Consider the following 25,556-nt stretch of genomic DNA (forward strand, 5'->3'; position numbering starts at 1 on the left):
GGGGATCGTCAGGCTGCCAACTGGCGCAGGACGTATTGGAGAATTCCGCCGTTACGGAAATATTCCAGTTCATCGAGCGTATCGATGCAGCAGTTCAGCGGAACGACGGCGTTGCTGGCGCCGTCGGGACCACGGATCTCGACGGCAAGCTTCTGACGAGGCGCCAGATCGCCCTCGATCCCGTGCAGGGTGATGATCTCGCCGCCCTTCAATCCCAGCGACTGCCAGGAGGTGCCTTCCTCGAAGACAAGCGGCATCACGCCCATGCCGACCAGGTTCGACCGGTGAATGCGCTCGAAGCTCTCGGCGATCACGGCCCGGATGCCGAGAAGGTTGGTACCCTTGGCGGCCCAATCGCGCGACGAACCGGTGCCATATTCCTTGCCGGCAAAGACAACGAGCGGCACCTTCTCGGCCTGATAGCGCATGGCGGCGTCGTAGATCGACATTCGCTCGCCGCTCGGCTGATGAATGGCGTAGCCGCCCTCGACTACCCGGCCGGCTTCATCCTTCACCATCTGGTTCTTGATACGGATGTTAGCGAATGTTCCGCGCATCATCACTTCGTGGTTTCCGCGGCGGGTGCCGTACTGATTGAAATCGACCACGCGAATCTGATGGTCGCGCAGGTAGTGTCCCGCCGGACTGCTTTCCTTGATCGATCCCGCAGGCGAGATGTGATCCGTGGTGATCGAATCGAGAAACATGCCAAGGATGCGCGCGTTGATGATGTCGGTGGGTGGTGTCGGCTCCCTCGTCATCCCGACGAAATAAGGCGGATTCTGAACATAGGTTGAAACCTGGTCCCACTCGTAGGTCAGCCCTTTGGTGACACCGATATTTTTCCAGTTTGCATCGCCGCTGAAGACATCCGAATAGCGCGCCTTGAAGAGCTCGCTGCCTATCGTGCGGTCGATACAGTCCTGCACTTCCTTGCTCGAAGGCCAGATATCCCTGAGGTACACGGGCTTGCCGTCGCTCCCCAACCCGAGCGGCTCTTTCGCCAGATCCAACGCCATGGACCCGGCCAGCGCGTAAGCCACGACGAGCGGCGGCGAGGCGAGATAATTCGCCCGCACATCCGGATTGACCCGTCCCTCAAAGTTGCGATTGCCGGACAGCACGGCGACAGCAACCAGATTTTTGTCGGAAATCGTCTCCGAGATGGTTTCCTGTAATGGTCCGGAATTTCCAATGCAGGTCGTGCAGCCGAAACCGACAAGATTAAAACCGAGCTTGTCGAGATCAGTCTGCAGGCCTGACTTCTTGAAATACTCCTCAACCACCTGCGAACCGGGCGCGAGCGATGTTTTGACCCAGGGCTTTGCGCTCATTCCGCTGGCGACAGCGTTGCGTGCCAGAAGACCAGCCGCCAGCATGACGCTGGGGTTGGATGTATTGGTGCATGACGTGATCGCTGCGATGACAACATCACCGTGACCGAGATCGAATTTTTCGCCTTCGACGCGATGCCGCTCTCCGATCTGCGAGGCCTGGCGGAATTCCTGATCCATCGCTCCCAGGAAAGACGTCTTCGCCGTATCGAGCGTCACGCGATCCTGTGGTCGTTTCGGTCCAGCCAGCGAAGGCACGACGTCGGCCATGTCGAGCTGCAGGCTGTCCGTGAACACCGGATCCAGCGTATCCGCGGTGCGCCACATGCCCTGGGCTTGCGCATAAGCCTTGACCAGGGCAATGCGTTCGGGATCGCGACCCGTGGTCGTCAGATAGTCGATGGTTCGTTGGTCAATCGGGAAAAAGCCGCAGGTTGCGCCATATTCCGGCGCCATATTGGCAATGGTGGCGCGGTCGGCGACGGTCATGTCATCGAGCCCCGGGCCGTAGAACTCGACAAATTTTCCGACGACGCCGCGCTTGCGCAGCACCTGCGTCACGGTCAGCACGAGATCGGTCGCCGTGACACCTTCCTTCAGCCGGCCGGTCAATTTGAAGCCAATCACCTGCGGCAACAGCATCGAGATTTGCTGACCGAGCATGACGGCTTCGGCCTCGATTCCGCCGACGCCCCAACCGAGCACCGCGAGGCCGTTGACCATCGTGTGCGAGTCGGTGCCGACGAGTGTATCGGGATAGGCCAGCTCCATTCCGTCGTCTTCGGGCGTGCGGGTCCAGATCGTTTGCGCCAGGAATTCAAGATTGACCTGGTGGCAGATACCCGTGCCGGGGGGAACCACGCGAAAGTTCGAGAATGCGCCCTGCCCCCATTTCAGGAACCGGTAGCGCTCGCCGTTGCGCTGGTATTCGAGCTCGACATTCTTGCCGAGCGCCTGTCCGTTGCCGAAGGCATCGACGATCACCGAGTGGTCGATGACCAGATCCACCGGCACTAGTGGGTTGATCTTTTGCGGATCGTCGCCAAGACTCTTCATGGCGTCCCGCATCGCGGCGAGATCGACCACTGCCGGGACGCCGGTGAAGTCCTGCATCAGCACCCGCGCCGGCCGGAAGGCGATTTCCTTTTCGGCCGCGCCCTTGTCCTCAATCCAGTGCGCTGCATTCTCGATGTCGGACTTGCTCGTACTGCGGCCGTCTTCGTTGCGCAGCATATTCTCGATGATGACTTTCAGCGAAAATGGCAGCCGGGAGACGCTCGACAAGCCATTCCTCTCCGCCGCCGGAAGCGAATAATAGACGTAGCTCTTTCCACCGACAGTGAGCGTTTGGCGAGCATCAAAGCTGTTGAGATATTTCATCGCGAAGTCACCCCTCATTCTAGGATCTGTAACCAACGACAAGAAGACGCGGCGGAACGAAGGAAACGAGCGGGGACGAAGCGTTTTGCCAACTCGGCAAGCCGAGCCCCGCCCAACTCCCCAATTCGTGTCCCCGACGTCCACACCAAGCGGGCCTCAAGGATCGACTAATTTGCGGGGGCTACGCTCCTATCACCCCTTCTCTCGGGCTGACCCCGGACAGCGAGAGCCGTTCTTGGGACTTGTAGACGAAATAGGTTCCGGCCAGACCGCTGAGCGCCGCCACACTCATCCAGTACCCGGGCGACGCATTGTCTCCGGTGGTCGCGATCAACCATGTGCAGATGGCCGCGGTAAACCCACCGAAGGTCGTTGCGAGACTATACGCGAGCGAGAACCCTGATGTTCGCACGCCGATCGGCATGACTTCGGTCAACGCCACGATCATCGCACCATTGTAGCTGGCGTAAATGAACGACAACCAAAGCTCGACCATCATCATTTTCGTAAAGGTCGGACCTTCGACCAACCAGGAAAGCGCCGGATAGGCGGTGAAAAACGCCAACGTCGAGAACGCAATCAGGATCGGACGACGCCCGATCCTGTCGGACAATGCGCCCATGATGGGCAGCCAGATAAAGTTCGAAATGCCCACACAAAAAGTCACGATAAGGCTGTCGGCCGCGGACAGCTTCAGAACCGACTTGCCGAAGGTCGGCGTGTAAACCGTGATGAGGTAGAACGACACGGTGGTCATGATCACCATCATCATTCCCGCAAGCACAATGCTCCAGTTTGCGAGAACGGAACGATAAATCTCACGCGGAGTGGGATGATGCTTGCGAGCGAGAAACTCGTCGGTCTCCTGCAGGGATCGCCGAATAACGAATACGAAAGGAACGATCATGCAGCCGATGAAGAACGGGATGCGCCAGCCCCAATCGTCAAGTTGCGCCGGGGAAAGCCATGCATTCAAGGCAAAGCCCAGCGCGGCCGAGACGATGATCGCGGCTTGTTGGCTTGCGGACTGCCAGCTCGCGTAAAAGCCCTTCCTTCCCGGCGTGGCCATCTCCGAAAGGTAGACCGAAACGCCACCGAGCTCGACGCCTGCCGAAAATCCTTGCAGCAGCCGCCCTATCAGGACCAGCAGCGGTGCAAACAGGCCGATGGTCGCGTAGCTTGGTACGAACGCGATGAGCACCGTACCCGCGGCCATGATGGATAATGTAACGATCAGACCTTTTCGCCGGCCAATGCGATCGACGTAGGCGCCGAGGATGATGGCGCCAAGCGGGCGCATCAGAAAGCCCGCGCCAAACGCGACAAAGGTCAACAGCAATGACGCGTATTCGTTCTCAAGCGGAAAGAATGCTTTTGCGATGTACGAAGCGTAGACACCCGACAAAAAGAAGTCGAACATCTCCAGAAAGTTTCCGCTGGTGACGCGGAGCACCATCCCAAGCTTCGATTGCCCGGTGTTAGCCGTCATGCCGTCCTCCCTTTTGTCTTTATAATTTTTGTCATTGTTCACCCGGCGTGCGGGTGTTTCAAGCTTGATCGCATCCGGAGTACGTCTGGCCACTCGGCTCCAAAGCCAGACGTGAACGCAGCGTTCTTGTGCCGAAGATACGTGCCGCCCATCCTATATCAGTTGACCTGTCACCAACCTGTCGTAGCGGTATCGCGGGGCATCGCAGCAACAGTCACCTGATGCATCAAAGCGAAGCCTTGCGCTCCCGCGACGACTGCGTCGATCGCGAGTGGCCTGAATCTCCTGAAAAAGTTATAACGTGCCGACAAATCCAAATTTGCGGATTTCTACCTATCCTGCAGAGCGCGGCGCCACTCTTTCAGAAAGCTCGCACGCTTGGATTGATCGAGATAGGTAAGCAACTCTGGCCCAATATGGATCGGCTTTACTGCGGCGCTGCGGTCCGACGGGATCACACCATCCGCGCCGAGGCCCACGCGAACAGGCCCCACTGATCGCGCCAGGAGAAATTTCTGACCACGCTCCGAAAGCAGATAATCGAGAAACAGCTTCGCGGATTCGGGATGCCGCGCCGCGACAGGTATAAAAGCGATGCGCGACATCAGGGTGATATAGTCGGCAGGGAAAACGACGCCGATTGACGCATCTTCCTTGGCCCGCTCGATCGCATAGGACCCGATCATATTGTAGGCGATCAGGTGTTCGCCAGACGCAATTCGATCAAGGATGGTTCCAGTTGTTGAATAGAGCTTGATGCCGGCGGCGCCAAACGCGCGGACCATTTCCCACGTCGTCTTGGTGATCTCCGCATCGCGCGTTATAAACAAAAATCCGGATCCGCTTTGCTCCGGATCGTAAGACGCAATCTTTCCTCGATAGGTGTCCGGCTTTCTGATCATGAGATTTGTCAGCCGATTCCGCAACGAGATTCTTGTTGTAAACAATGACAATTGGTTCCGCGGTGATCGCGTAAGCTTCATCCTTCCAGATCGCCCAGTCCGGCATGTGTGCCATTTCTTTCGACACATAGGGTTGTGCATAACCGTCATTGACCAGCTTGATCTGCAAATCCATCGCCGAACTCCAGACGACATCACCAGGCGCATCGCCAGAGGAGGCGGGATCGACGATTTGATTATAAATGTCGTTCGAATTCACCTTCGAATAGACGGTTTGGATGCCCGGAAAGCGGGCTCGGAAATCGGCCAGCAAGTCGGCCACCTCCGACGCATCGGTGGTCGAAACGATGTTGAGCTGCTCCCTGGCCTCGACAGCCGCGGCCACCTGACCCTTTGGCGAAGCAACTTCATGCAACTGCTGAGCGGGCGTCGGTGCAGCCAGCAGGATTCCAACGCACAGCAGCAAGGCGTTCGTAGCCCTCATCGTAACGTTTCCTCATTCATGAGCCGCGTTTGCGCGCTTCAGTTATTCAAGAGCGTAACCGTCGGGCCTGTCACCCCCGCGCCAGAGTCACGTTCGCCGATGACGCCTCGATACCAGCTTTCGTATTCGATAGCCGACATAACGCGGCTTCAAACAGAACTTTCAGCATCCTGTTTGGCAAGAGGAAAGCTCACCGAAACCAGGAGGCCATGCCCCTCCGCGCCCGGCGAAAGCACGATTTGAGCGCCGAGGCGGTCTGACAGCGCTTTTACGATCGCCAGCCCGAGACCGCTGCCATCAGGTCCGTTCGTCATCGGAACCCGATAAAAGCGCTCGAAGACGCGCGCCAGATGGGCGGCTGGAATTCCCGGGCCGGTGTCCTCGACTTCAACACGCGCGGCGGTCAGGCCAACCACGGTGCGAACAAGCACCAACCCGCCGGCGCGGTTATAGCGGATGGCATTATCGACAAGGTTTGCCAGCAATTCACCGATCAGCACACTGTTTCCGGGAATCAGAGCAGGTCCATCAAACCGATCGAGCTGGACATCGATATCCCGCGCGAACGCCTGTGGCGTACGCTCCGACAAGACGTTGAAGGCAATCTCGTTCAAGTCCACGCTCTCGACGAGAGGTTGCGCAATGTTTTGTTCATCCACCCGGGCCAGCGTAACGAGTTGCCCGAGAAGCCTCTCTAGCCGGTTGATTGCGTTATCAATTTCGTCAAGGGCAGATCGGCCCCCGGGCGTTTCCGAGCCCAGACGTCGCACCAGATCGAGATGCGTCCGCAAGATCGCCAAAGGCGTGCGCATTTGATGAGAGGCATCGGCGGTGAATCGGCGCACCAGTTCAATCGCCATATCGAGACGCTGCAGCAGGGAATTTACCGCGATCGCCGGCGCCAGCGCTTCCTGCGGCACGCGGGACAGATCGAGCGGACTGAGATTTGGCCCGCCTTGAATGCCACGCGCGTCGATCTCCTGCTTGAGTTCGCCAAGCGGCCTCAACCCTCGTTCGACCGCATACCAACCGAGCAGAGCAACCAGACCAATCAATCCAGCCTCGAGAGTTGCAAGACCGGTAAGCATCTCCCGCTCGACCGCTCGACGTGCCTGTACGGTCTCGGCGACCGCAACGAGGATCAAGCCGGGCCTGCCGTAAACCTGTCGCGCCTGCGCGGCAATACGGACCGGATTGCCGCGGTATTCACCGTCGCGATGACCGATCTCACCGGCCTTCAATCGATCGAAGCCAAGCAGCGGAAGATCCTTGTATCCCGTAATCAATTCGCCAAGGTAGGACACGCTGTAGTAGATGCTGTCGTTAGACTGACTCTCCAACATTCCAAGGGCAACCTGTGGCAAATCGACGGTCAATTCGTCATCCTCGACCCCGACGCGTTCGGCGATGGCCAGCACCGATCCGTCGAGCAAGCGGTCATGGGTTGTCTCGACAACCCTGTGGATCAACACCATCCCGCCGATACCAAGCACAGCCGCGAGAACGATGGCGGGCGCCACCAAATTCGTCAGGAGAGTTCTTCTCAACGACGGCCGCCAGGTGGCGATCACATGACCTCCAATAAATAGCCCAGGCCGCGAACTGTTCGAATCCGCGGTCCGTCGGGCCCAAGCTTTTGCCGGACCCGAGCCACGTACAGTTCGGCGGCGTTTGGCGCCACCGGCTCGTCGAAGCCAAACACCTCAGCGATCAGCCTTTCCTTGGACACGAGTTTGCCGGCACGAGTCATCAGCACTTCCAGCACCGCAAATTCACGACGCCGCAACTCAAGCGGCTCACCGTTCAGGGTAATCGTGCCGACGGCGCGATCGAACGCGAGCGGACCGCAAATCAGGGTCGGATTGGGCAACCCCTGCCCTCGCCTCACCAGCGCGCGAACACGGGCGTCGAATTCGGCGATATCAAAGGGTTTGGAGAGATAATCGTCGGCGCCGAGATCGAGCCCGCTCACCTTGTCGTCAACCGCATATCTGGCCGTCAGAATCATGACCGGGACGGTTGATCCGGCTTGCCGTATCCTATGCAGGACGTCGAAGCCCGAAACATTTGGAAGGTTGATATCCAGAATCACCAGACTGTAGGGTTCGAGCAACGCGATCTGCGCGGCGGCAGCGCCGTCGGACTCGATATCGACTGCAAACCCAGACAGTTTGAGCCGCTCGGCAAGGCCTCGCGCCATCGCGGCATCGTCCTCGATAATCAGAATCCTCACTGAACAAGCCTTCGCCTTCGCTTTCGCTCCGTCCCCTGCCGCAAAAACCGGTTACCTTTTCGCGAGTTTTCGGACGAAGAACGCGTTGTGTCAATCTTGGGCTGACTACATCCGAGGACGCAACGCAACATGACGCTCAAACAGCCCTTGCGAAAGCTCAAATGGAGACGATAAGGCGTGGCGAATATTGAGCTTTGGTGCGCTGACGGGAATCGGCTCACCGATACGAGGATTTTTGCGATTTATCATGACCAACGAGGACGTCATCGATCTCTTTGATCGAGTGAGGCAAGGCGCGACCGTCGTCGTCCTCGCACCAGGTCAGAGCGGATGGACGGGGCCCTGCGCAAGTCGCCGCATTGAACAGGTCGAGAGCTTCCGCATCGGCGATAAGGACAGCGATCGGGAGGATGACCTGCTGGACACCTTTTGCTACGGGATCGCGATCGCACGAGGTAACAGCGAAGGTTTCTGAGCCTCCGGACGGCGCCTTTGCACGCCCTGACCGGCCGCACTCGGCATTTCCGGGCAAAAGAGCCATAAGATTGCCCGGAATTCGCTCGACTTTTCCGGTCGGCAGAGCAGTACTGTTTCGACTTTGCTAAGCTGAGCCAATACGTCCTTCTCCTTAGCAATCCTCGGTCTCTCGCCCCGCATGACTTCGGGGCTCATGTCAGTGGCAGCACCCGATGCTGTCGCTCACGCTAGGGAGACCTGAATGTCCAGCAAACCGAAATCCAAGCCGGCCGCGACCGTAAGCAAATTACGGCGGACCGCGAAAGGCGCCGCCAAGGTAAAAGGGCGCGCGCAATCGAATGCGAAGCCGGAAGCGAGCGCCGTCGCCATGAGTCCGGCATCCGCGAAGGAAGCGACCTCTTCCAAACAAAATGCCGTACTGGGGATGCTTCGCCAGCCGAAGGGCACAACCATCGCCGCGGTCATGAAGGCGACGGATTGGCAACAGCATTCGGTGCGCGGCTTCTTTGCGGGGGTGGTTAAGAAGAAGCTGAAGTTGAACCTTCTCTCCGACAAGGTTGACGGGCAGCGCGTTTACCGGATCGGCTCGATGCGAGCTCGATGATCACCATGCCGCCAAGCCTTTCAAACAGAACAGCCGATCCGGCGGTCGAGGCGGAGCTGGATCGGCTGCCTACGACGCCAATTGTGCAGCCCCGCCATCGGTACCGCGAGCTGTTCCCGACCGAGCCGCCAAAGGCGTTCGGTCCAGACCTCTTGAGGCGAAGCATAGCACATCGAATCCAAGAGAAGGCCTATGGCGGCCTCCCTGCTCCGACCCGGCGCCTGCTCGATCAATTGGTCAAGGCCGCCTTGGCAAAACCCAATGGTCGGCTCGAATTGCCGCGGCGGATTAAACCGGGCTCGGAATTGGTTCGGACGTGGAAGGGCCAGACTCACCGCGTCGCGGTAACAACCGATGACTTTGTCTATGATGGGGAGAGATACGCGAGCCTCTCGGAAATCGCCATGGAGATCACCGGCACCAAATGGAACGGACCGCGCTTTTTTGGACTCCGGACCAAGGCTGGCTCCGATGGCAAGTAGTCCTAAACCCCTGCGTTGTGCCATTTACACCCGCAAATCCACCGAACATGGCCTGGAGCAGGAATTCAACTCGTTGGATGCTCAACGCGATGCCTGCGAGGCCTACATTAAAAGTCAGGCGTCACAGGGTTGGAAGGCCCTCTCCCAGCACTACGACGACCCGGCGTATTCGGGCGGCAACCTAGAGCGGCCCGCCCTGAAAAAGCTGCTTGCGGATATCGAGGCCCGCAGGATCGACGTTGTGGTGGTCTACAAGATCGATCGCCTCACCCGTTCGCTCGCCGACTTCGCGAAATTGGTTGAGGCCTTTGACGCAAGATCCGTTTCGTTTGTAGCCGTCACCCAGCAATTCAACACCACTTCGTCCATGGGGCGACTCACCCTCAACGTGCTTCTGTCGTTTGCTCAGTTCGAGCGAGAACTGTCGTCCGAGCGGGTGCGTGACAAGATCGCGGCCTCCCGCCGGAAGGGCAAATGGACCGGCGGGTCGGTGCCCCTCGGCTATGACGCCAAGGACAAGAAGCTCGTTGTCAACAAAAGCGAGGCCGAGACTGTGCGCACCATCTTCAACCGCTATCTCGAACTTCAGTCGTTCAGCAGGTTGGTGGCGGATCTCGACCAGCGTGGCATCGTGACAAAACGGCGCGCCACCAAGGTCATTAAGTACAACGGTGGTATTCCTTTCACCTACGGTCCCGTCGCCCATTTCCTGAAACACCGCATCTACCTTGGCGAGGTTCACCACGGCGGCAAGTGGTTCGAGGGCGAGCACAACGCCATCGTCGATCGCGTGCCTTTCGACCGGGTCCAGCAGCTCCTTTCCACCAAATCCAACGATCGGAAAGTAAAATCGATCCGAAAGCGGCGCCCTCCTCGCTGGCAAGCTCTACGACGACAAGGGCAATCGCATGAGCCCGAGCTTTTCCAGCAAAAACGGCGTGCGCTATCGCTTCTACGTTAGCTCTGCATTGCTGCGTGGACGTAAAGCAGCTGCAGGATCGATCAGGCGTGTTGCAGCCATGCAGGTAGAGAGCGCAGTTCTCTCCGCTCTTTCAGCTCATCAACAACTAGGATTTGATGGTGCATCCCTGCACATCGGACAGATTCACCGCGTTGTCGTCGCTCGAGGCCAACTGCTGATCCAGATTACCGGCGTCCCCGACGAGGACAGACCGGCGCAAGAGATCAGAATTCCGTGGTCTAGCAAGGCAGCGGATACCGCAACTGTGGTGAAATGCGAAAGTGCTCCGGATCAAACGCGCAACGCGAGTTTGATCCAGTCCATCGTTCGGGCTCACACCTGGATACGGCACCTCCACGAGGGTACATACGTGTCCGTCGAGGCGCTAGCCGAAGCCAGCCGCGTTCATCCGAAGGTCGTGCGTCAGGCTCTTCGGCTGGCGTTTCTTTCACCCGACGTCACGTCAGCAATTATAGATGGCAGGCAACCGTCCGGCCTCTCGCTGGCTCAGATTCCAAAGCTGCTTCCTTTGCAGTGGACGGAACACCGGCGATTGCTAGGCTGATTTTTTCGGGGGATCGCCACGATCAAGATAAATTCCGCCGCGTAACCGCCCGAATCAACCGGGACGCTGTTGTGGGAAACTGGTGACCGAAGATGATCAGGACTGTTTGGTTCGCGGTTGGATGTTTGGTTGTGCTGCTCTGCGCGATGGCCGCAGGCAAGGTTGCTAAAGCGCCTGCCGCTCAGGCGACCGACGAAAGACCGATAGCCGGAGCGACCGTTGGCACCGGCTTGGCGCAGGAACCACTAATTAAGGCTGACCGGCTTGAGGTCGCCTATGTGCGCCAGGAAAATCCAAGCCAGTCTACATTGCAGCCAATCGACCTGGTCGTTCCGGAGGCCCAAAAAATGATTTCGCCGTCCGAGTCGAGTATTGTCAGCCGGCATTGGCACGATCCCAACGCCATAAAACCATCGATCTCAAAATCCAAGCGAACCGCCAAGAACAGCAAGTCCGCCGGTGATTCCAAAGAGAGCCGGGACGCGGATCATTCCAGGCTGAGCGAGCAGATCAAGCGCTGTGATCGCACCGCCGTACTTAGTGGCCTCCTTAGATCATTAAACCTTGCTCCAGCCTGTGACTCCTAGTTTTCGCAATGAGTGATCCATCATCGGGTTCAAGGATCCACGAGATGGTTCGGCTTCGCTCTCGCTGCTTCTTCCGACCACACGAAAACTTCTTCTCGTCCTGATCCGACAAGGCGCCCGCTCTCCAAGCATCACGCGCGCGACCGCATCGTCCGGTCACAAGTCGCGACGGCGTTTACCATCTTCGAACCGCGCGATATCAATTTTGCAATTGTGGTGTATTCTGAATGCATGCATGTCGATCGTCGACTTGCATTGACTCAACTCTTGGGGCCACGGAGGGCAACATGGCTAAGAAAGCGAAGAAAGCAAAGAAGTCAAAGAAGACAGCCAAGAAGAAAAAGAAGTAATCTATCGACGAAATCTCACAAGATGCGGATAGTGCCTGATGTCTGTTGCGCCCTTCGCAGCTCAGACTGGAGCATCCTTCGCCGAAAGAATATCCGAACAAAAAACATTCAGGCCGGACCCTTATGCAGATGGCTGCTGCATAACGGTCCGGTTTTTCGTTGAGACTTGCCCAGCCGTCCGCGCTGAAACTGGATCTTCTCAAACCCAACCGGGTCACCCGAAGGAAGGAAGCCCTGCGCCGAACGCTTGGGGGAATTCAGATATGAAACGGTTACGGAATACGTCGACCGATGACCGAGATCCGGTCCAGCGTTAAGTGATCATCGCTCACAGGCCGCTTTTGACGTTGAGCAGACACTCAGCAGCCTCTCGCATAAGTTCATTCGGCCTAAGTTCTCCCGTGCATCTACGGTGTGTTGCTGATTCACCGATCGGGAACAAGTTGCTTGAGAGCCACAGCTATCGAGGGAATAGCGCTAACACGTTCATCATCATGGCGGTGATGGGCCTCGCACCTTATTAGTATTTGAGCGCATCTCGCGATGCGTTGAATCAGAGGTGATGGACCCATGGCGACATGAATTTAGAATTTCGAAAGAGCCAATTTGACAACGCAAATCAGTCTAGTCGGAAGACAAACAGTTTCTCGGTTCAATCTGACAGCGCCCAAGCAGAGAAGACGCCCGACAATCCTCTTGAGTTCGCTCTAGGCGAGTTTGTCGTGTACCCGGCTCACGGCGTCGGCCAAATATTGGCGATCGAAGTTCAAACAATTGCTGGAGCCTGCCTAGAATTCTTCGTCATCTACTTCGTGAAAAGAAAAATGAGCCTGCGCGTGCCTACACAAAAGGCATCCCGCGTCGGAATGCGCAAACTCTCTAGTTCCGCCACTATCGAACGCGCTCGACTGGTCTTGAGCGAAACTTCTCGTCGCGCGCGGACCAATTGGTCACAACTGGCTAGAGCATTTGAAGCCAAGATCAAATCGGGTGATATCATCGCCGTCGCTGAAGCAACACGCGATCTCTGTCGGCGATCTGCAAACTCGGAACAAAGCTACAGCGAGCGGCAACTTTACACCGCCGCGCTTGACCGGCTTGCCGGAGAGGTATCCATGGTTGAAGGCATAAGCGAGGAAAAGACCGTCTCGCAGCTCGAGGGTTTGCTGCTGAGTAGAATCAGATAGTGCCAATTGGGAAACACATTAATTCGCAAATGAGACGTTACGGAATAATTCGGTCAGTGGCCGACGCCACTGGTCCCCTCGATTGGTAAGCATAAAAACCTTATCAGTCCACAACTGACTCAGTTTTGCTAATTTCCTTATCAGTTGCCCACTGCTGGAGCTGAGACTGGCGACCATCGGTTTGTCGTATCTGTGCCAGCCGTGGTGATCTGCATTCGATCGCAAGCGGTTGAGCCATTCTTCCGCTGGATCAGCGCGCGTCAGGGGATATCTGGGGGCACGCGCCGACGCTTGTTCGCAGTCCGTCGCCCTGCCCGCCCCCGCTCAAAGGGTTTCAACTTCCGTAAAAGGCAAACGCCAAGGTAGTTATCGAGAACGGCTCGCCGCTGAATCCTTTCGGCGGCAAACAACCTTGACATGTTTCATCTTGCACAGCAACCTACCGTTGGGTCAATCGGAGGAATGTATTTCCAAGCTTTTTCGTGCGCTTTGCATGTCAGTAATACTTACCGGTTGCTCATCAATTCCTGACGTGCAGTACAATTACTATTTTGCCAAGTCCGAAACATCAGTGACCGTCGCACAAGCGATATCTTGCGACGCTTCGAGAACAAATCTGATCGTAACAAGCACGTCGTCCGGACCGACGATGGCCTATTCAGCCGATACCGCGAGCATGCACTCAATAAACGTTCGGGATATCGAAGGCGAATTTCACACCTTCGTGGACAGCGACGCGACGTTCGGCTTCTACGATGATGGACGATTGAAGACCATCAACCAAAACACTACCGGCCAAGGAGAAGCGGTAATTAAATCGGCAGTCTCTTTGGCAACTACCGCAATTCCTCTCTTTGCGGGCTTTCGGGCGGAAGCAGTCGCCCCGCCCGAGACGGACGCGTGCAAGATAATCGATACCTGGGGCGGCCGGAACGTAAAGGCGGGTTCAGTGAACCTCAGCTACAGCACTCAGTTCGACATCACACATGTACTAGGTAAGAGCTTCACCGCGCCTCCGTCTGCCGCAAGCAAACAACTTTACGATATGCGAGGTCATGGGTGCAGTCGAAGTCGAACGTTCACCGAAGTTCGCTCAGAGCAAACACATCATGGGCGGCACTATTATGGGCGACAATCCAGATATGTCAGTGGTGGACGCCGACTGCCGTACACATGATCATGAGAATCTGTTCATCCCAGGCGGCGGTGCCATGCCGTCTACCGCCTGCGGCAACAGCACAATCACCATGACGGCGCTCGCCTTCAAATCGGCCGACGCAATTACCAGTCAAATAAAAGGTGACTGAGCTCCGTCACGACAATCTGGCGTATCGCTTCGGCCACATTCGGTGATCCGTGCTCAGCAACTGATAAGCTTTCGGTCGAAACCTTATCAGTGCACAGAATCGGGTGCCGCCTTCGGGCGGCAGTCGTTATCGCACCAAGTCTCCGCCGACGGTCTCCGCAAAACGGGAATATTCGCGAGGTGGCCGGAGACTTTCGGCAATTGGCGATCCAAAATCGGCGAACTGGGAGTCTGGAGACAAGGGCAAATTCGCGAAAAGCCTGGATTTCCGGCCTTATTTCGCAGTAATTTGGGAGCCCGGCAGAACGTTAGAATGCCTGGCTGACTTAGCAGGATTCGAACCAGCATATTCCTAATTCGAAAGTGCCCTTTGAAATATCGCGAGAATTTCGGGCGTTTCTCCGAAAGTGCGGGCTGGAGACTTTCGGAACTATACTTCCCGTAATCCGGAGCACGGAGACCGAACGCGCCGAGTTCTGCCCGGCGCCCTCCCCGGCGGCATCGGCATTTACGCCAACGAGGAAAAGATATTCGCCGCTCGTGTAGTTCAGCCGCGCGCGCTGCTTATCATCCGTAGTTAGCCGTTTACGAGGTAGCCTAACCTCCGGTCACCGCGAGCAGATCGATCTCGATGAGAAAGTCTGGGTGCGATAAGCGAGTTACGCCCACCAAAGTGCTCGGTGGCGGACGATCCGGATGCCATGGAAATGTCATCGCTGGATCAGTCTGGATTTTGATAAATGCATCCATGTCGAGCACGTAAAGCCGACGAAAAACGACGTCGTCCCAGGACGCGCCGGCAGCTTTGAGTTGGACTGTCAGCGCCTCCATGACCCGACCATACTGGCCGCGCAAGTCGCCCACAAACATCGGCTTATAATTCTCGTCCGACGCCGTCTGCCCCGCAATGAAAATCATCTTGCTGCGACCCGCCACGGTGACGACACGGCTGTAGGCCGGATGCTTGAACAGTTCGGGCGGGTGAATGAACTTTTTGTCCAACGTAATAGTCTCCGTTTGCTCAGTCTTTTGCAGATAGATCGAAGGCCGGCATGACGTCCAGCGATCTAGAATGTCGGGGGGGTGTTCAGCCAGAGAATGCGCGCGACCTTCTTGCGATTGTTGGTGTAGGAATGTGGCCTCTCTGACCGGAAATAGAAACTATCTCCGGGCCGCAGCTGATACTTTTTCTTGTCGACGATCAGTTCGAGCTCGCCATCTAGCACGTATCCGAACTCTTCGCCCTCGTGCGTAATGACTCCTTCACTGCCGCTGCCCGGCTCGATATCGTTGATATAGCCTGAGAGTAGATTTCCTCGACGGCTCGGTATCAATGCCTCGAGTCTATGACCCTTACGCTGTCCGGCCTGGACTCTCGGACGTTCGCCCTGGCGGAGCACGACGCTTGAATCCTCGACGCCCTCCTGAAACAAACCCGATACAGGCATTTCGAGCGCCAGTGCGACGCGGTGCATCGTCTTGATCGATGGGTTCGCGTTTCCGTTTTCGATCCGGGACAAAAGCGATTCCGAACATTCGGCCAGTTCGGCAACTTTCTTCAACGTCAACCCTTTGAGCAACCGCGTGTGCCGCATCTTGAGCCCGAGGCGGCTCTCGGGCATCGAGCCGATCTTGTCTTTCTTGCGTGCCCTGGCAATCATTGTTCGCTTCCCGTGGACGTTTGCTAGACGGAGGCCGGAACGCCCGATACGTCGCCGTCAGCCATCCTTTCCGCTTTCTATAAGTTGTCAGTCAACACATCCGCAAGTGAGTCGGCAGCTCCCGGCGAAGCTGATCTTTGCGACCGTTTCACTCCTTCGGGACGTGCTTAGGGCCGCGCATGAACTCTCCGATCCACCATGTAAAGAACACGTACCGCAGGACATCGGCATCGGTGTTGCCATACTTACCAGTTTTGGCGAGTTCGGAGAGCAAGCCCATCTCTTCGCTGCTTAGTTCAACCTCGAGATCAGCGATCTGGATCGGCACGTTGGTGAAGTCAGGCGTATAGGCTTCATCCTTGTAAAGCTCGCGATTCGCCTTGATGTTCTTGACCTTGAAATGAAGCGGGTTGCGCTGATTGCGCATTTTCGGTGGCTCGGTGACACGAGCCCAATCCGCTTCCGTGCCTTCATAGAGGCTCAGCTTCAGCGGCTTGAGTTCGAAATCGCTCGTCATCATGACGTCGGCGCCGCAGACGTTGGGCACCGCAAGCACGTCGATCAGTGCGAACAGTTCGACATAGTCGCCGGGTCCCGCGGTGTTTTTCGCAATGAAAGGGTGGCCATCCTGGCCGACACCGGTGTGCATAAAGAAATTGAATGAGTCGTGCACGTCGTCCGGAGTCAGCCCGTATTCGCGTTGCGCTTCGGCTTGGATGTCATGGCAATTCGTGTGGACCGGCAGACCATACTGATATTCGAACAGAAATGCGCTGCAGCGCGGATAGAGAACGTCGTTAGTGCCGACTGTGTCCTCGATGATCGCCATCATCGGACGCTCGCGCGGCGGCGCCGACCACAGGAAATCGCCTTTGGTTGGATGCAGGCCGTGAAGATGACGCGTACGGCCAGTGTGGAAGAATTCCTTGTAGTCGTGCAGGTTAAAACAGTTGAAGTCAGCGCATTGCCGCCCGCTGGTTTGAGCAATCCGAAGAACCTGCCCGCGCCGCATTACTAGCGCCTTGCCCGTTCCGGGCTGGATGATGTGCTCGCAGAGCAGTTTGCGCTCGGATGACGTCATTTGTCTTGTTCCAGTTGCGGAAGGTTGACTTTGACGAACTCGCGCAAGGCGCGGCGGACAAGATCCTCGCGACTGTTGCTCTCACCGGCCCTGACCGTGTTGTCGATCAGCTCGAGTTGCTGTTGATTGAGACGTAGCTTGATCTTGGTCGTTGTCATGATGTTCCCCCTGCGGACGGTCATTCCCGCGCCACGAACGGCGCGGGAAACGTGTAAGGCGGGTTATGGGGTCCAACCCTTGGGTGCCTGCATGCCAGTCTTGTCGATTGAGTTCAGGTTCACCATTGTTACGGGCACGAGCGGCACTTCGACTTTCTTGGCCGGGAGTGGCTTGCCCTTGACAAGCGCATCCATCATCTGGACGGCCGTTCGGCCGATCACCACGGGTTGCTGCGCCACGACGTAATCCGCACAGCCGGCCCGCATCATTTCTTCGGCGGCCTCGCCCAGCACTGCGAACAGCACTTTCACCTTGCCGCATTTTTGCGCCCCTTGTGCTGCGCGCGCCGCGCCGACTCCGTATGTATCATCGGCGCCATACAGCATATCGACCTGCGGAAACCGCTGCAGGAAGTCACTGGCCAACGAAAGCGCAACTGCAGGGTCCTGCTCGCTCGTTTGTTCAGCGACGATCTTGATATTGCCGCCGGCAAGATCTTCCTTGAAGCAGCGGAGGCGGTCGGACGCCCAGAATGCTCCGGCCGGTCCGGCAAGCACAGCGAGAGTACCGCCGTTCGGCAACAGAGTCTTAGCGCCCTTGGCAAGTTCGTGCCCGATGTTGCAGTGGCTTGAAGACGCTGCCGCGTCAGCTTCGACATCGCTGGCCACGATCGGGCTTCCGGCACCAATTACGGGAATTTTATCGGCCTTCGCCTCTCTCACCGCTCCATTGAAGGAAGCCGGGTTTGCAGGATCTATCAGGATGGCGGCAACCTTCTGCACAACAAGGTTGGAGAACTGGCTCACCTGCTTATCGACGTTCGCATATCCGCCCGCGTCCTGGATGGTGACGTCGTAACCGAGCTTCTTTGCCTCATCCGAGATTCCGTAAAGCACGGGTGTGAACCACGGGCCTTTGACATTGGGCATCGATACGCCGATCTTCTCGGCAGCAGAGACGGAATTCGCGGCCGTAAGCGCGAGAACGCCCGCAGCGGTCAACGCCGTTACGAATATCTTGATAGATAAACCAGACTGCATTTGATTCTCCTGTTTGTATTTGCGTGTGAGATGCATCAACTTCGTTTGCCGACCCGGGAGTCGATGAAGGTTTGATCGAGAGAAACCGCAAGGATAAGCGCACCACCGATCACCATCATCTGCGTGTAAGACGGGACGTTCAGCAGGTTGAGGCCGTTTGAGAGAATGCTGATGAACAGCACGCCAAACGCGACGCCGACGACCGAACCACGCCCACCGAAAAGCGAGACGCCACCAAGAACGACGGCTGCAACCGATTCCAGAGGAAGCGTCGCGCCAAGCGAGGGCTGACCCGATGCGACGCGGGCCGTCAGAATGAGGGAGCCGACCGCAGCGCAGAGGCCACTCAGAACGTAGGCGGCGATCTTGACCGCGCCGATCGCAATACCGGAAAGCCGCGCTGCCTCTTCATTGCCGCCAATCGCGTAGATTCGCCGGCCCAATTTCGTGTATCGCAGCGTGACGATACAGACGACCAGGACGGAGAGAGCGATAACGGTGGGGATCGGAACGCCGACGATACGTGTGTAGGCCAAACTGGAGAAGGCTTCCGGAACGCCGGTAACGGCAACGCCGCCACTGAGGCTGAGCGCGAGGCCGGAGACCACGGACATCATCGCCAGCGTCGCGATAAACGGAAAAACCTTGAAACGCGTAATGACGATCCCATTGACGAGGCCAACACCGGCGCCGGCCGTGAGCGAAGCGACGAGCCCCGCCAGAACACCATGGTCGCGCATGACCAGCGCTCCGACGATGCTGACAAAAGCGACGGTCGCACCGACCGACAGGTCCAGACCTGCGGTCAGAATCGCGAACGTCTGGCCAAAGGAAACCGCGGCAAGCGCGGCCGCCGATACCCCGATATTTCTGAAATTCGACAGCGAGAGAAAGACGTTTGATTCGATGGAAAAGAAGACCGCCATAGCAAAGACGATGATCGGGAGACCGATCGCGCGCCCATGGCGCTGAAGGAAAGCGACCGGTGTCGAACGGCCGTCATCCTGGCTGGGCGTATGATCGGCTTTTTCAGGGGCGTCGGTCGCGATGGTCATGGCACCCCCGCCGCGTGCGGAGTTCCCAGCGCCATGTGCCCCGCGAAGGCTCCGGCCAGAATTCGATTTTCGTCGAATTCGGCGGACCGGAGTTCGTCGCGAATACGGCCATTCGACATGACGTAAAGTCTATGACAGGTCCCTACAAGCTCGGGCAGATCAGACGAGACGATAATCACCGCAGCGCCGTCTGCAGCCAGAAGATGAATGAGCCTGTAGATTTCGGCTTTTGCACCGACGTCGATACCGCGCGTCGGTTCGTCGAAGATCAGTATTTGCGCGCCCGTCAGGATTGATTTGCCAATGACGAGCTTTTGCTGATTACCACCCGACGCTGTTCCCGCCGCGGCGTCGAGTTGCCCTTTGAAGTGCAACCGGTCGCCGACGGTCTTCGCTGTTTTGCGGATCGCCGACGCAGAGACGAAGCCGGCAACGGTCGACTTTTCGAGCGACGCCATGACGACGTTCTCGGCGCCCGACATCGAGAGCACCAGGCCTTGGTTTTTGCGGTCTTCCGGCAGATATGCGATGCCCTGTGCAATGGCATCTCGCGGATTGCGTATTGTGACAGCCTCGCCATTTTTGCGAATTTGGCCAGAATCCAGTGCGTCGGCGCCGAAGATGGCCCGCATGACCTCTGTCCGGCCGGCGCCGACGAGTCCGGCAAAGCCGACCACCTCTCCGGCGCGTACGTTGAAACTGATGTCATCGAAGACACCGCGACGACAGAGGCCTGAAACGCTCAGCACAACCTCGCCGATTTTCTCGTTGAGCGACGGAAACAGTTCGGAAATCGGACGCCCGACCATCAGGCCAATCAGTTCGGACGTCCCGCCGACAGAGGATGCATCCATCGTCGCAACCCGCTCCCCGCCGCGAAGCACCGTCACACGGTCGGCAATCTCCATGACTTCGTCGAGCCGGTGGGACACATAGAGAATGCAGGTACCTTCCGTCCTCATTCGGATGATCAACTGGCGCAGAGCCGCCGCTTCGTTTTCCGACAAGGCCGCGGTCGGCTCATCCATCACAATCACCGGTGCGTGCAACACCAGCGCACGAGCGATTTCAATGAGCTGCCTTTGGGCCGTCGAAAGATGGCCTGCCAATTCGGATGGCCTTATTTGAGATCCTATGCCGAGCGAAGCCAGAACCCCGGCCGCCCTGCGCTCGGCCTTTTTCCGCGAGTAAAATACCGAGCCCGGCTCATTACCGAGGAAGATGTTTTCCGCGACGCTCAAATCCGGCGCAATCGTTAGTTCTTGAAAGATCGTGACGATGCCGTTCCGCCGCGCGTCGCGCGGCCCCTCAAAGACGACCGGCTTGCCGTCGATCAACATCGATCCGTCATCAGGCGGAACGTCGCCTGACAGAATCCGGATCAAGGTCGATTTGCCAGCACCGTTTTCGCCGACCAGCGCGTGGACCTCGCCTCGACGCAAATCCAGGGAGACTCCCCGTAACGCGCGCACGCCCGGATAATCCTTCGCAACGTTCTTCAGCTCGATGAGCGGGCCGTCATCGATGCTGTGGGTTCGATCTGCCGGAAATAATTGGCGGGAGGCCACGGCTAGCACGCATCGCCGCGCGCGAGCGGAATGTGGGCAACCGCTTCGACCTCAAGCAACGTCTCGGAGGTCGGCAGCAGCTCTGATACCTGGACCACCGTACTTGCCGGCGGCGTTTCGAAGAAGGTGGCACGGATCCGATTATAGATCGGAAAGTCGCGCAAATTTCGGAAGAATTGCGTAAGCTTGACGACGTCATTGAGCGTCCCGCCCGCCTCCTCAACCGTCAGACGCAAGCTGTTCAATATCCACCACGATTGGGCGGCGATCGGCCCGTCCTTCAAGTCCGACGACATCTCACCGATCTCGCCAGCCAGCTTGCGCGCTTCCGCAGGAAGATCCGAATAGCCCTTGATAATCCTCATAGTGGATGGGTCAGCGGCAATAATGCCGGAGAAATAGACGACATCGCCTGCGCGCCGAAATGGCGCGTAACGAGAGAGCGGCGCCGCTGCAGTCCCAGAAGCGAGATTGTCCATACGCCCCTCCTTCACACATTCCAATGAATAGGATACGGGGCGATGCACGCTATGCAAGTATCTTTAATATGCAGCAACGGACTATAATTTGATCAAGCGCAGTTCGCTCGATGCACGCAAGAAAACCGTTTGATGCTGATTTTGCCAGACGGAGAAGCAAAGGCCGCTGTGCGTCAGGAGCAGAAGCGCACTTATCGACTATAAGTCGTCTGCTTTGTTTGTGTCAGCAGACGTTGAAAACGGGCATAAAGAGACGCAACTTCGACTTCATCCTCCACGGCGCAGTCGATATCGAAAAAAGTCTCCGCCCGAAGTCTCCTAAAAACGGGAATATTCCCGTGAGAGGCCGGAGACTTTCGGCGGATTCTCGTAGAAGTAGCGCGCTGGTGGAGACGAACAAAACCAACTAGAATGCAAAAAATGCTTATTTCGAAGGGATTCCGTCGCCAAATTATAAACTATCTAAGATTGAGCGAATGGTTGGCTGACCTCGCAGGATTCGAACTCCCATATTCCCAGCTAGAAAAAGACCTTTGAAATCTCAAAGGAATTTCGCCTGATTTCCGCCGATTGCAGGCTCGGAGACTTTCGGGCCCGTATGCCTAAAATGTAAGGGCATGGGAGACGCGGGTAATGGTTTGCTCACGTTAAGAACGGATGACCCAGGCGGCAGTACAAATGTCCGCACCGGCGGGATTCGGCTATTACATGGGCTCTAATGCCGTCGTCCGAACACTGAAGCCAATTCTGCGGGCATTCCGCCAATGCGGCCTTCCCGCAGCGAGACAATCACCACGCAAGTCAGGCAGACTAGGTAAGGTAAGCATCCGATCAGGTACGGCGAGACCGCCAAACCCGTGGTCTGCAGGCGCAGGGTTGCGGCTTCGCTTAAACCGAAAAGCAGCACGACCGGCAGAACAAGATTGGGATTCCACCGAGCGACGATGACAAGACCGACAGCAACAAATCCCCGTCCTTTCGTCATTTCATTCGCCCAGGTCTGCGTATAATCCACGGACAGGATCGCGCCGGCGAAACCAGACAACAAGCCGCCCACTAAGATGGCCTGGAACTGAACGAGCAGCGGACGTATTCCAAGCGCTCGACTTGCTTCGAACGATTCTCCGACCACCCTCCAGTTTAGCCCGGTGCGCGTCCGATAAAGCCAGAAACCGCCGAAGAGAACCAGGGCAATAGCTAGCGGCGCAACGGGGGTTAGTTGCGTAAGAATCGGCCCTGCGAAAGGAACGCTGGCAAAGCCTGGCCCAGCCATCGACGCGAGCCCGCTCACCTTCCCGCCGATCACCGCGCGGCCGAAGTAGGACGTGAGCCCGAGCCCCAGCGTCCATACGGCGATGCCGCTTCCGATTTGATTGGCGGAGCATCCAAGACAAAGGACCGCGTGTACTAGCGACAACAGGACACCGGCAACTGCGCCCGCGATCAGCCCCAGCTCAGGGCTACCCGTCTGCGCAGCAGCCGCGAACCCTACGCAGGCTCCGCATAGCATTTGGCCTTCGATTCCAAGATTAACGATGCCGACACGCTGCGTAAGTGTTTCTCCGAGCGTCACCATCATAAGGGGTGTGGACGAACGCAGCATCGCTGCAGCCCAGGAGCCAGCAGTGATATAGTCCTGGCTATCCATGGCGGGTAATCCACCGGCTTGCCAGGCCGCTGGCGCCAAGTGCGGCTACGAACAGAAATCCCTGCAGGATAGTCGCGCTGTCGCTTGGGATCTTTGAATAAAGCTGCAATGCATCACCCGCGGCAATCAGTCCACCGACTAGGATCGCGATCGGCACCGCCCGCAGAAAATGTTGGCCCGACAACCAAGCTACCAGGAATCCCGTTAAGCCATATCCAACGGAAAGGCCTGCCTGCAGTCGTCCTTGTATGGCCGAGGTCTCGCAGATACCTGCAAAGCCGGCAAGCATCCCGCCAATCGCCATGACTAGCATGGTTTGGAAAACGAAACTGAACCCGGCCATCGCACCGACCTTGCGGTTTCCTGCGAGTACACTCAGAGCAATGCCCCAACGCGTGCGAGTCACTCCCACATGAAGGATCACAGCGGCTGCAATGCCGACAACTAGACCTACGTGGACGCGGGTACCCAACAAAGTGGGCACAAGCGCACCCGCCGGAAACGGAATTGTCGCTGGCCAGCCCAGGCTTGCCGGATCTTTCCAGGGCCCGTAGATAAAATAGTTCACCAGCAGCACCGCGACGTAGTTCATCAGCAATGTCGAGATGGTTTCGTTGACGTTACATCTCGCCCGAAGCAGCCCCGCAACGCCACTCCAAAGCGCGCCGCCTATCGCGCCGGCCGCGAGCATGGCCGGCATCAGCAGGATGGCTGGGCCATTTGAGAAAGATATGACGACAGCTGTGCCCGTCAGCGCGCCGAAATACAGCTGGCCCTCAGCTCCGACCGTTATGAGCCCTAGCCGCGCGGGCAGGATAACCGCGAGCGCGCACAGCAGGATCGGCGTCGCCTTGACCAAGCTTTCCGACAACGAATAGCTGTCTCCGAAAGCGTAAAGTCCCATTTGAGCGAGCGTCGCCAGCGGCGGCCGACCGATTGCGAACAGAAACGCGACAGCGACGAGCAAAAAAGCGGTGGCTCCGCCGCAAACTGCGATGAAACTTACACGACCGGCGTTGCTCATGCGGCTTCTGCTGTATGACCCGCCATCCATTCGCCGAGAACCAGGCGGTCGGCCTGCTCGTGACGCACGATTCCAGCGATTTCACCATCGTAAATAACCGCGATCCTATGTGCGTAACTCATAAGGTCGTCGAGCTCTTCGGAAATCCAAACGACGCAGGCCCCCTCCGCAGCGTGCCGGAATAGTTCACGATAGACCGAGTGAGCTGCGAGAACGTCAAGACCCATTGTTGGATAGCAGGCGATCACGACCCGTGGATTGCGGGATAGTTCGCGGGCTATGACTAGTTTCTGCAGGTTCCCGCCCGATAGCGCCGAAGCGACCGCGGTCGGTCTTGGCGGTCGCACATCATAGCTTGCAATCAACTTGAGCGCCTGCCTCTCGATCTCCCCGTGCCTCGGAAAGAATGGCAGGTCGCGTGCGCCTCTTAGCAAAAGATTAGTCGAAAGATCGAGGCTCGCCACTACCGCATTGTCAATCGGACGTTCGGGAATGTAGGCGACATCGCGAGCCACGCTGCCATCGGATCGTCGGCTCGCAATGCTGATGCCTGACACCAAGATATCGCCACTGGAAATTGGAATAAGGCCAGCCAACGCCTCCGCTAGAGCGAACTGTCCGTTACCGGAGACGCCAGCAATCCCGAGTATCTCGCCGGCCGCAAGTTCGAAAGATACATTTTTGATCGTCCGGCTTTCCACGTGGGCGCTAAGCGCACAGACCTGTAGCACTGGCAACGTGCTCTCGGGAAGTCGAGGCGGCTCCAACGAGCCGACCGACCCTGATCCAACCATCGCTTCTGCCAGCGCTTGCGGCGAGCGGCCGCGGGCTGCAGCCCGGTCAACAACTTTGCCACTTCGCATCACCGCGATTCGATCCGCGCAGGCCGCGACATCCGCGAGCTTGTGGGTAATCAGCACCACGGCTTTGCCTTCAGAGGCAAGCGTCCGAATGAACCCGTAAAGTCGATCGGTCTCCGAGGGAGTCAGTACTGAGGTGGGTTCGTCCAGCACCACGATCCTAGCATCCAAGTTCAGTACCTTGGCGAGTTCGACAAGCTGACGCTCGCCGATGCCCAGTGTGCGAACCGGGCGCCGAGGGTCAATATCCGGCGCGAGCCGTTTCAGCCAGCGCGTGGCCGCTGCAACGCGGGCGCTGCTCCGAAACTGGAACCACGGCGCATCAGGCAATGCCGCTAGCAGATTTTCAAGCACCGTCAGCGCGGGGACCAATGAGAACCGCTGAAAGACCATCCCGATACCAATTCTCATCGCGTCGCGCGGCGAGTGGAATGTTACTGGCGAGCCATCTATGGCAATCGTGCCAGCGTCAGGACGATAGAAGCCGTACAAAATCTTCATCAACGTGCTTTTGCCGGCGCCGTTTTCGCCGAGCAACGCCAGCACTTCGCCCGCATGGATTTCAAGGCTCACGTCGTCATTGGCGATGACGGAGCCGAACTGCTTGCGAATGGCGGAAAGCGTCACAAGAGCGGACATG

At 57.6% G+C, this 25,556-nt stretch carries 25 protein-coding genes and 2 pseudogenes; 8 read left to right on the forward strand and 19 right to left on the reverse strand.

The features are described 5' to 3' along the window. Positions 1 to 8: 8 nt before the first annotated feature. The 7 genes and pseudogenes from acnA to ABSE61_RS28805 form a co-directional block, all read right to left on the reverse strand. Entirely contained in the window at positions 9 to 2,714 is a 2,706-nt protein-coding gene (gene acnA / locus ABSE61_RS28775) for an aconitate hydratase AcnA (protein WP_423874591.1), read from the reverse strand. A 181-nt stretch (positions 2,715 to 2,895) separates the two neighbouring features. After that, complete coding sequence (locus ABSE61_RS28780; RefSeq protein WP_423874552.1) at positions 2,896 to 4,203, reverse strand: MFS transporter; 1,308 nt, start codon at positions 4,201 to 4,203, stop codon at positions 2,896 to 2,898. A gap of 329 nt (positions 4,204 to 4,532) precedes the next feature. Next, positions 4,533 to 4,988, reverse strand: coding sequence for an ABC transporter substrate-binding protein (locus tag ABSE61_RS28785; protein WP_423874553.1), 456 nt, complete (start codon positions 4,986 to 4,988; stop codon positions 4,533 to 4,535). Continuing rightward, positions 4,927 to 5,589: an ABC transporter substrate-binding protein gene (locus ABSE61_RS28790; protein WP_423874554.1), complete on the reverse strand. Its 663-nt coding sequence runs from the start codon at positions 5,587 to 5,589 to the stop codon at positions 4,927 to 4,929. Before ABSE61_RS28790 ends, ABSE61_RS28785 begins: the two co-directional genes overlap by 62 nt. A 149-nt stretch (positions 5,590 to 5,738) precedes the next feature. Then, positions 5,739 to 6,449, reverse strand: coding sequence for a sensor histidine kinase (locus ABSE61_RS28795; RefSeq protein ID WP_423874592.1), 711 nt, complete (start codon positions 6,447 to 6,449; stop codon positions 5,739 to 5,741). A gap of 285 nt (positions 6,450 to 6,734) precedes the next feature. Further along, positions 6,735 to 7,064, reverse strand: a pseudogene (locus tag ABSE61_RS28800) (sensor histidine kinase N-terminal domain-containing protein); the annotation flags it as partial. Between the two features lie 92 nt (positions 7,065 to 7,156). Continuing rightward, a complete protein-coding gene (locus ABSE61_RS28805) occupies positions 7,157 to 7,822 on the reverse strand; it encodes a response regulator (RefSeq protein WP_423874555.1) in 666 nt (221 codons plus the stop codon). A 247-nt stretch (positions 7,823 to 8,069) separates the two neighbouring features. Here ABSE61_RS28805 and ABSE61_RS28810 point away from each other — a divergent pair, with 247 nt between their 5' ends. The 8 genes from ABSE61_RS28810 to ABSE61_RS28845 all read left to right on the forward strand — a co-directional run bounded on the left by ABSE61_RS28810 (position 8,070) and on the right by ABSE61_RS28845 (position 14,342). Continuing rightward, positions 8,070 to 8,297, forward strand: coding sequence for a hypothetical protein (locus tag ABSE61_RS28810; RefSeq protein WP_423874556.1), 228 nt, complete (start codon positions 8,070 to 8,072; stop codon positions 8,295 to 8,297). A gap of 243 nt (positions 8,298 to 8,540) precedes the next feature. After that, positions 8,541 to 8,903, forward strand: a complete 363-nt coding sequence (locus tag ABSE61_RS28815; RefSeq protein ID WP_423874557.1) for a DUF3489 domain-containing protein — start codon at positions 8,541 to 8,543, stop codon at positions 8,901 to 8,903. Continuing rightward, positions 8,900 to 9,385 carry a DUF2924 domain-containing protein gene (locus tag ABSE61_RS28820; RefSeq protein WP_423874558.1) on the forward strand — a complete coding sequence of 162 codons (486 nt, stop codon included), beginning with the start codon at positions 8,900 to 8,902 and terminating at the stop codon, positions 9,383 to 9,385. Before ABSE61_RS28815 ends, ABSE61_RS28820 begins: the two co-directional genes overlap by 4 nt. After that, positions 9,348 to 10,346 (forward strand): recombinase family protein, encoded by a 999-nt coding sequence (locus tag ABSE61_RS28825; RefSeq protein WP_423874559.1) that lies wholly within the window; start codon positions 9,348 to 9,350, stop codon positions 10,344 to 10,346. Before ABSE61_RS28820 ends, ABSE61_RS28825 begins: the two co-directional genes overlap by 38 nt. Further along, on the forward strand, positions 10,294 to 10,911 hold the full coding sequence (locus ABSE61_RS28830) for a hypothetical protein (RefSeq protein WP_423874560.1): 618 nt from the start codon (positions 10,294 to 10,296) through the stop codon (positions 10,909 to 10,911). Before ABSE61_RS28825 ends, ABSE61_RS28830 begins: the two co-directional genes overlap by 53 nt. A gap of 92 nt (positions 10,912 to 11,003) precedes the next feature. Continuing rightward, on the forward strand, positions 11,004 to 11,498 hold the full coding sequence (locus ABSE61_RS28835) for a hypothetical protein (protein ID WP_423874561.1): 495 nt from the start codon (positions 11,004 to 11,006) through the stop codon (positions 11,496 to 11,498). A gap of 928 nt (positions 11,499 to 12,426) precedes the next feature. Then, positions 12,427 to 13,035: a CarD family transcriptional regulator gene (locus tag ABSE61_RS28840; protein WP_423874562.1), complete on the forward strand. Its 609-nt coding sequence runs from the start codon at positions 12,427 to 12,429 to the stop codon at positions 13,033 to 13,035. A gap of 1,055 nt (positions 13,036 to 14,090) precedes the next feature. Further along, positions 14,091 to 14,342 (forward strand): GMC oxidoreductase, encoded by a 252-nt coding sequence (locus ABSE61_RS28845; protein WP_423874563.1) that lies wholly within the window; start codon positions 14,091 to 14,093, stop codon positions 14,340 to 14,342. 596 nt (positions 14,343 to 14,938) lie between these two features. On the opposite strand, the gene ABSE61_RS28850 is transcribed toward ABSE61_RS28845, so the two are convergent. From ABSE61_RS28850 to ABSE61_RS28905, 12 genes and pseudogenes are all read right to left on the reverse strand, one after another. Next, positions 14,939 to 15,343 carry a RidA family protein gene (locus tag ABSE61_RS28850; RefSeq protein WP_423874564.1) on the reverse strand — a complete coding sequence of 135 codons (405 nt, stop codon included), beginning with the start codon at positions 15,341 to 15,343 and terminating at the stop codon, positions 14,939 to 14,941. A gap of 65 nt (positions 15,344 to 15,408) precedes the next feature. Further along, complete coding sequence (locus ABSE61_RS28855; protein WP_423874565.1) at positions 15,409 to 16,002, reverse strand: helix-turn-helix domain-containing protein; 594 nt, start codon at positions 16,000 to 16,002, stop codon at positions 15,409 to 15,411. A 148-nt stretch (positions 16,003 to 16,150) separates the two neighbouring features. Further along, on the reverse strand, positions 16,151 to 17,083 hold the full coding sequence (locus ABSE61_RS28860; protein WP_423874566.1) for a DUF1989 domain-containing protein: 933 nt from the start codon (positions 17,081 to 17,083) through the stop codon (positions 16,151 to 16,153). Then, entirely contained in the window at positions 17,080 to 17,241 is a 162-nt protein-coding gene (locus tag ABSE61_RS28865; protein ID WP_423874567.1) for a ribbon-helix-helix protein, CopG family, read from the reverse strand. Before ABSE61_RS28865 ends, ABSE61_RS28860 begins: the two co-directional genes overlap by 4 nt. Before the next feature lie 63 nt (positions 17,242 to 17,304). Next, positions 17,305 to 18,282 carry a substrate-binding domain-containing protein gene (locus tag ABSE61_RS28870; RefSeq protein WP_423874568.1) on the reverse strand — a complete coding sequence of 326 codons (978 nt, stop codon included), beginning with the start codon at positions 18,280 to 18,282 and terminating at the stop codon, positions 17,305 to 17,307. A gap of 35 nt (positions 18,283 to 18,317) precedes the next feature. Further along, positions 18,318 to 19,337: an ABC transporter permease gene (locus ABSE61_RS28875; protein ID WP_423874569.1), complete on the reverse strand. Its 1,020-nt coding sequence runs from the start codon at positions 19,335 to 19,337 to the stop codon at positions 18,318 to 18,320. Next, positions 19,334 to 20,245, reverse strand: a complete 912-nt coding sequence (locus ABSE61_RS28880) for an ATP-binding cassette domain-containing protein (protein ID WP_423874593.1) — start codon at positions 20,243 to 20,245, stop codon at positions 19,334 to 19,336. The genes ABSE61_RS28875 and ABSE61_RS28880 overlap by 4 nt, the downstream gene beginning before the upstream one ends. Before the next feature lie 114 nt (positions 20,246 to 20,359). After that, positions 20,360 to 20,914: pseudogene (locus tag ABSE61_RS28885) on the reverse strand (ATP-binding cassette domain-containing protein); the annotation flags it as partial. Further along, positions 20,908 to 21,384 (reverse strand): RidA family protein, encoded by a 477-nt coding sequence (locus ABSE61_RS28890; RefSeq protein ID WP_423874570.1) that lies wholly within the window; start codon positions 21,382 to 21,384, stop codon positions 20,908 to 20,910. The pseudogene ABSE61_RS28885 and the gene ABSE61_RS28890, both read right to left, overlap by 7 nt. A gap of 715 nt (positions 21,385 to 22,099) precedes the next feature. Continuing rightward, entirely contained in the window at positions 22,100 to 23,032 is a 933-nt protein-coding gene (locus ABSE61_RS28895) for an ABC transporter permease (protein ID WP_423874571.1), read from the reverse strand. Beyond that, positions 23,025 to 23,891 (reverse strand): ABC transporter permease, encoded by an 867-nt coding sequence (locus tag ABSE61_RS28900; protein ID WP_423874572.1) that lies wholly within the window; start codon positions 23,889 to 23,891, stop codon positions 23,025 to 23,027. The genes ABSE61_RS28895 and ABSE61_RS28900 overlap by 8 nt, the downstream gene beginning before the upstream one ends. A 161-nt stretch (positions 23,892 to 24,052) precedes the next feature. Next, entirely contained in the window at positions 24,053 to 25,555 is a 1,503-nt protein-coding gene (locus ABSE61_RS28905; protein WP_423874573.1) for an ABC transporter ATP-binding protein, read from the reverse strand. Between the last annotated feature and the right edge of the window lies 1 nt (position 25,556).

The sequence above is a fragment of the Bradyrhizobium sp. genome (assembly GCF_049519115.1).
Lineage (GTDB): Bacteria > Pseudomonadota > Alphaproteobacteria > Rhizobiales > Xanthobacteraceae > Bradyrhizobium.

Coding starts and splice junctions, on each gene's coding strand:
- ABSE61_RS28785 (WP_423874553.1), bottom strand. CDS start 4,988: ATGGTCCGCGCGTTTGGCGCCGCCGGCATCAAGCTCTATTCAACAACT.
- ABSE61_RS28820 (WP_423874558.1), top strand. CDS start 8,900: ATGATCACCATGCCGCCAAGCCTTTCAAACAGAACAGCCGATCCGGCG.
- ABSE61_RS28845 (WP_423874563.1), top strand. CDS start 14,091: ATGGGTGCAGTCGAAGTCGAACGTTCACCGAAGTTCGCTCAGAGCAAA.
- acnA (WP_423874591.1), bottom strand. CDS start 2,714: ATGAAATATCTCAACAGCTTTGATGCTCGCCAAACGCTCACTGTCGGT.
- ABSE61_RS28905 (WP_423874573.1), bottom strand. CDS start 25,555: ATGTCCGCTCTTGTGACGCTTTCCGCCATTCGCAAGCAGTTCGGCTCC.
- ABSE61_RS28780 (WP_423874552.1), bottom strand. CDS start 4,203: ATGACGGCTAACACCGGGCAATCGAAGCTTGGGATGGTGCTCCGCGTC.
- ABSE61_RS28830 (WP_423874560.1), top strand. CDS start 10,294: ATGAGCCCGAGCTTTTCCAGCAAAAACGGCGTGCGCTATCGCTTCTAC.
- ABSE61_RS28840 (WP_423874562.1), top strand. CDS start 12,427: ATGAATTTAGAATTTCGAAAGAGCCAATTTGACAACGCAAATCAGTCT.
- ABSE61_RS28795 (WP_423874592.1), bottom strand. CDS start 6,449: ATGGCGATTGAACTGGTGCGCCGATTCACCGCCGATGCCTCTCATCAA.
- ABSE61_RS28870 (WP_423874568.1), bottom strand. CDS start 18,282: ATGCAGTCTGGTTTATCTATCAAGATATTCGTAACGGCGTTGACCGCT.
- ABSE61_RS28790 (WP_423874554.1), bottom strand. CDS start 5,589: ATGAGGGCTACGAACGCCTTGCTGCTGTGCGTTGGAATCCTGCTGGCT.
- ABSE61_RS28895 (WP_423874571.1), bottom strand. CDS start 23,032: ATGGATAGCCAGGACTATATCACTGCTGGCTCCTGGGCTGCAGCGATG.
- ABSE61_RS28865 (WP_423874567.1), bottom strand. CDS start 17,241: ATGACAACGACCAAGATCAAGCTACGTCTCAATCAACAGCAACTCGAG.
- ABSE61_RS28890 (WP_423874570.1), bottom strand. CDS start 21,384: ATGGACAATCTCGCTTCTGGGACTGCAGCGGCGCCGCTCTCTCGTTAC.
- ABSE61_RS28815 (WP_423874557.1), top strand. CDS start 8,541: ATGTCCAGCAAACCGAAATCCAAGCCGGCCGCGACCGTAAGCAAATTA.
- ABSE61_RS28855 (WP_423874565.1), bottom strand. CDS start 16,002: ATGATTGCCAGGGCACGCAAGAAAGACAAGATCGGCTCGATGCCCGAG.
- ABSE61_RS28875 (WP_423874569.1), bottom strand. CDS start 19,337: ATGACCATCGCGACCGACGCCCCTGAAAAAGCCGATCATACGCCCAGC.
- ABSE61_RS28810 (WP_423874556.1), top strand. CDS start 8,070: ATGACCAACGAGGACGTCATCGATCTCTTTGATCGAGTGAGGCAAGGC.
- ABSE61_RS28835 (WP_423874561.1), top strand. CDS start 11,004: ATGATCAGGACTGTTTGGTTCGCGGTTGGATGTTTGGTTGTGCTGCTC.
- ABSE61_RS28880 (WP_423874593.1), bottom strand. CDS start 20,245: ATGGAGATTGCCGACCGTGTGACGGTGCTTCGCGGCGGGGAGCGGGTT.
- ABSE61_RS28860 (WP_423874566.1), bottom strand. CDS start 17,083: ATGACGTCATCCGAGCGCAAACTGCTCTGCGAGCACATCATCCAGCCC.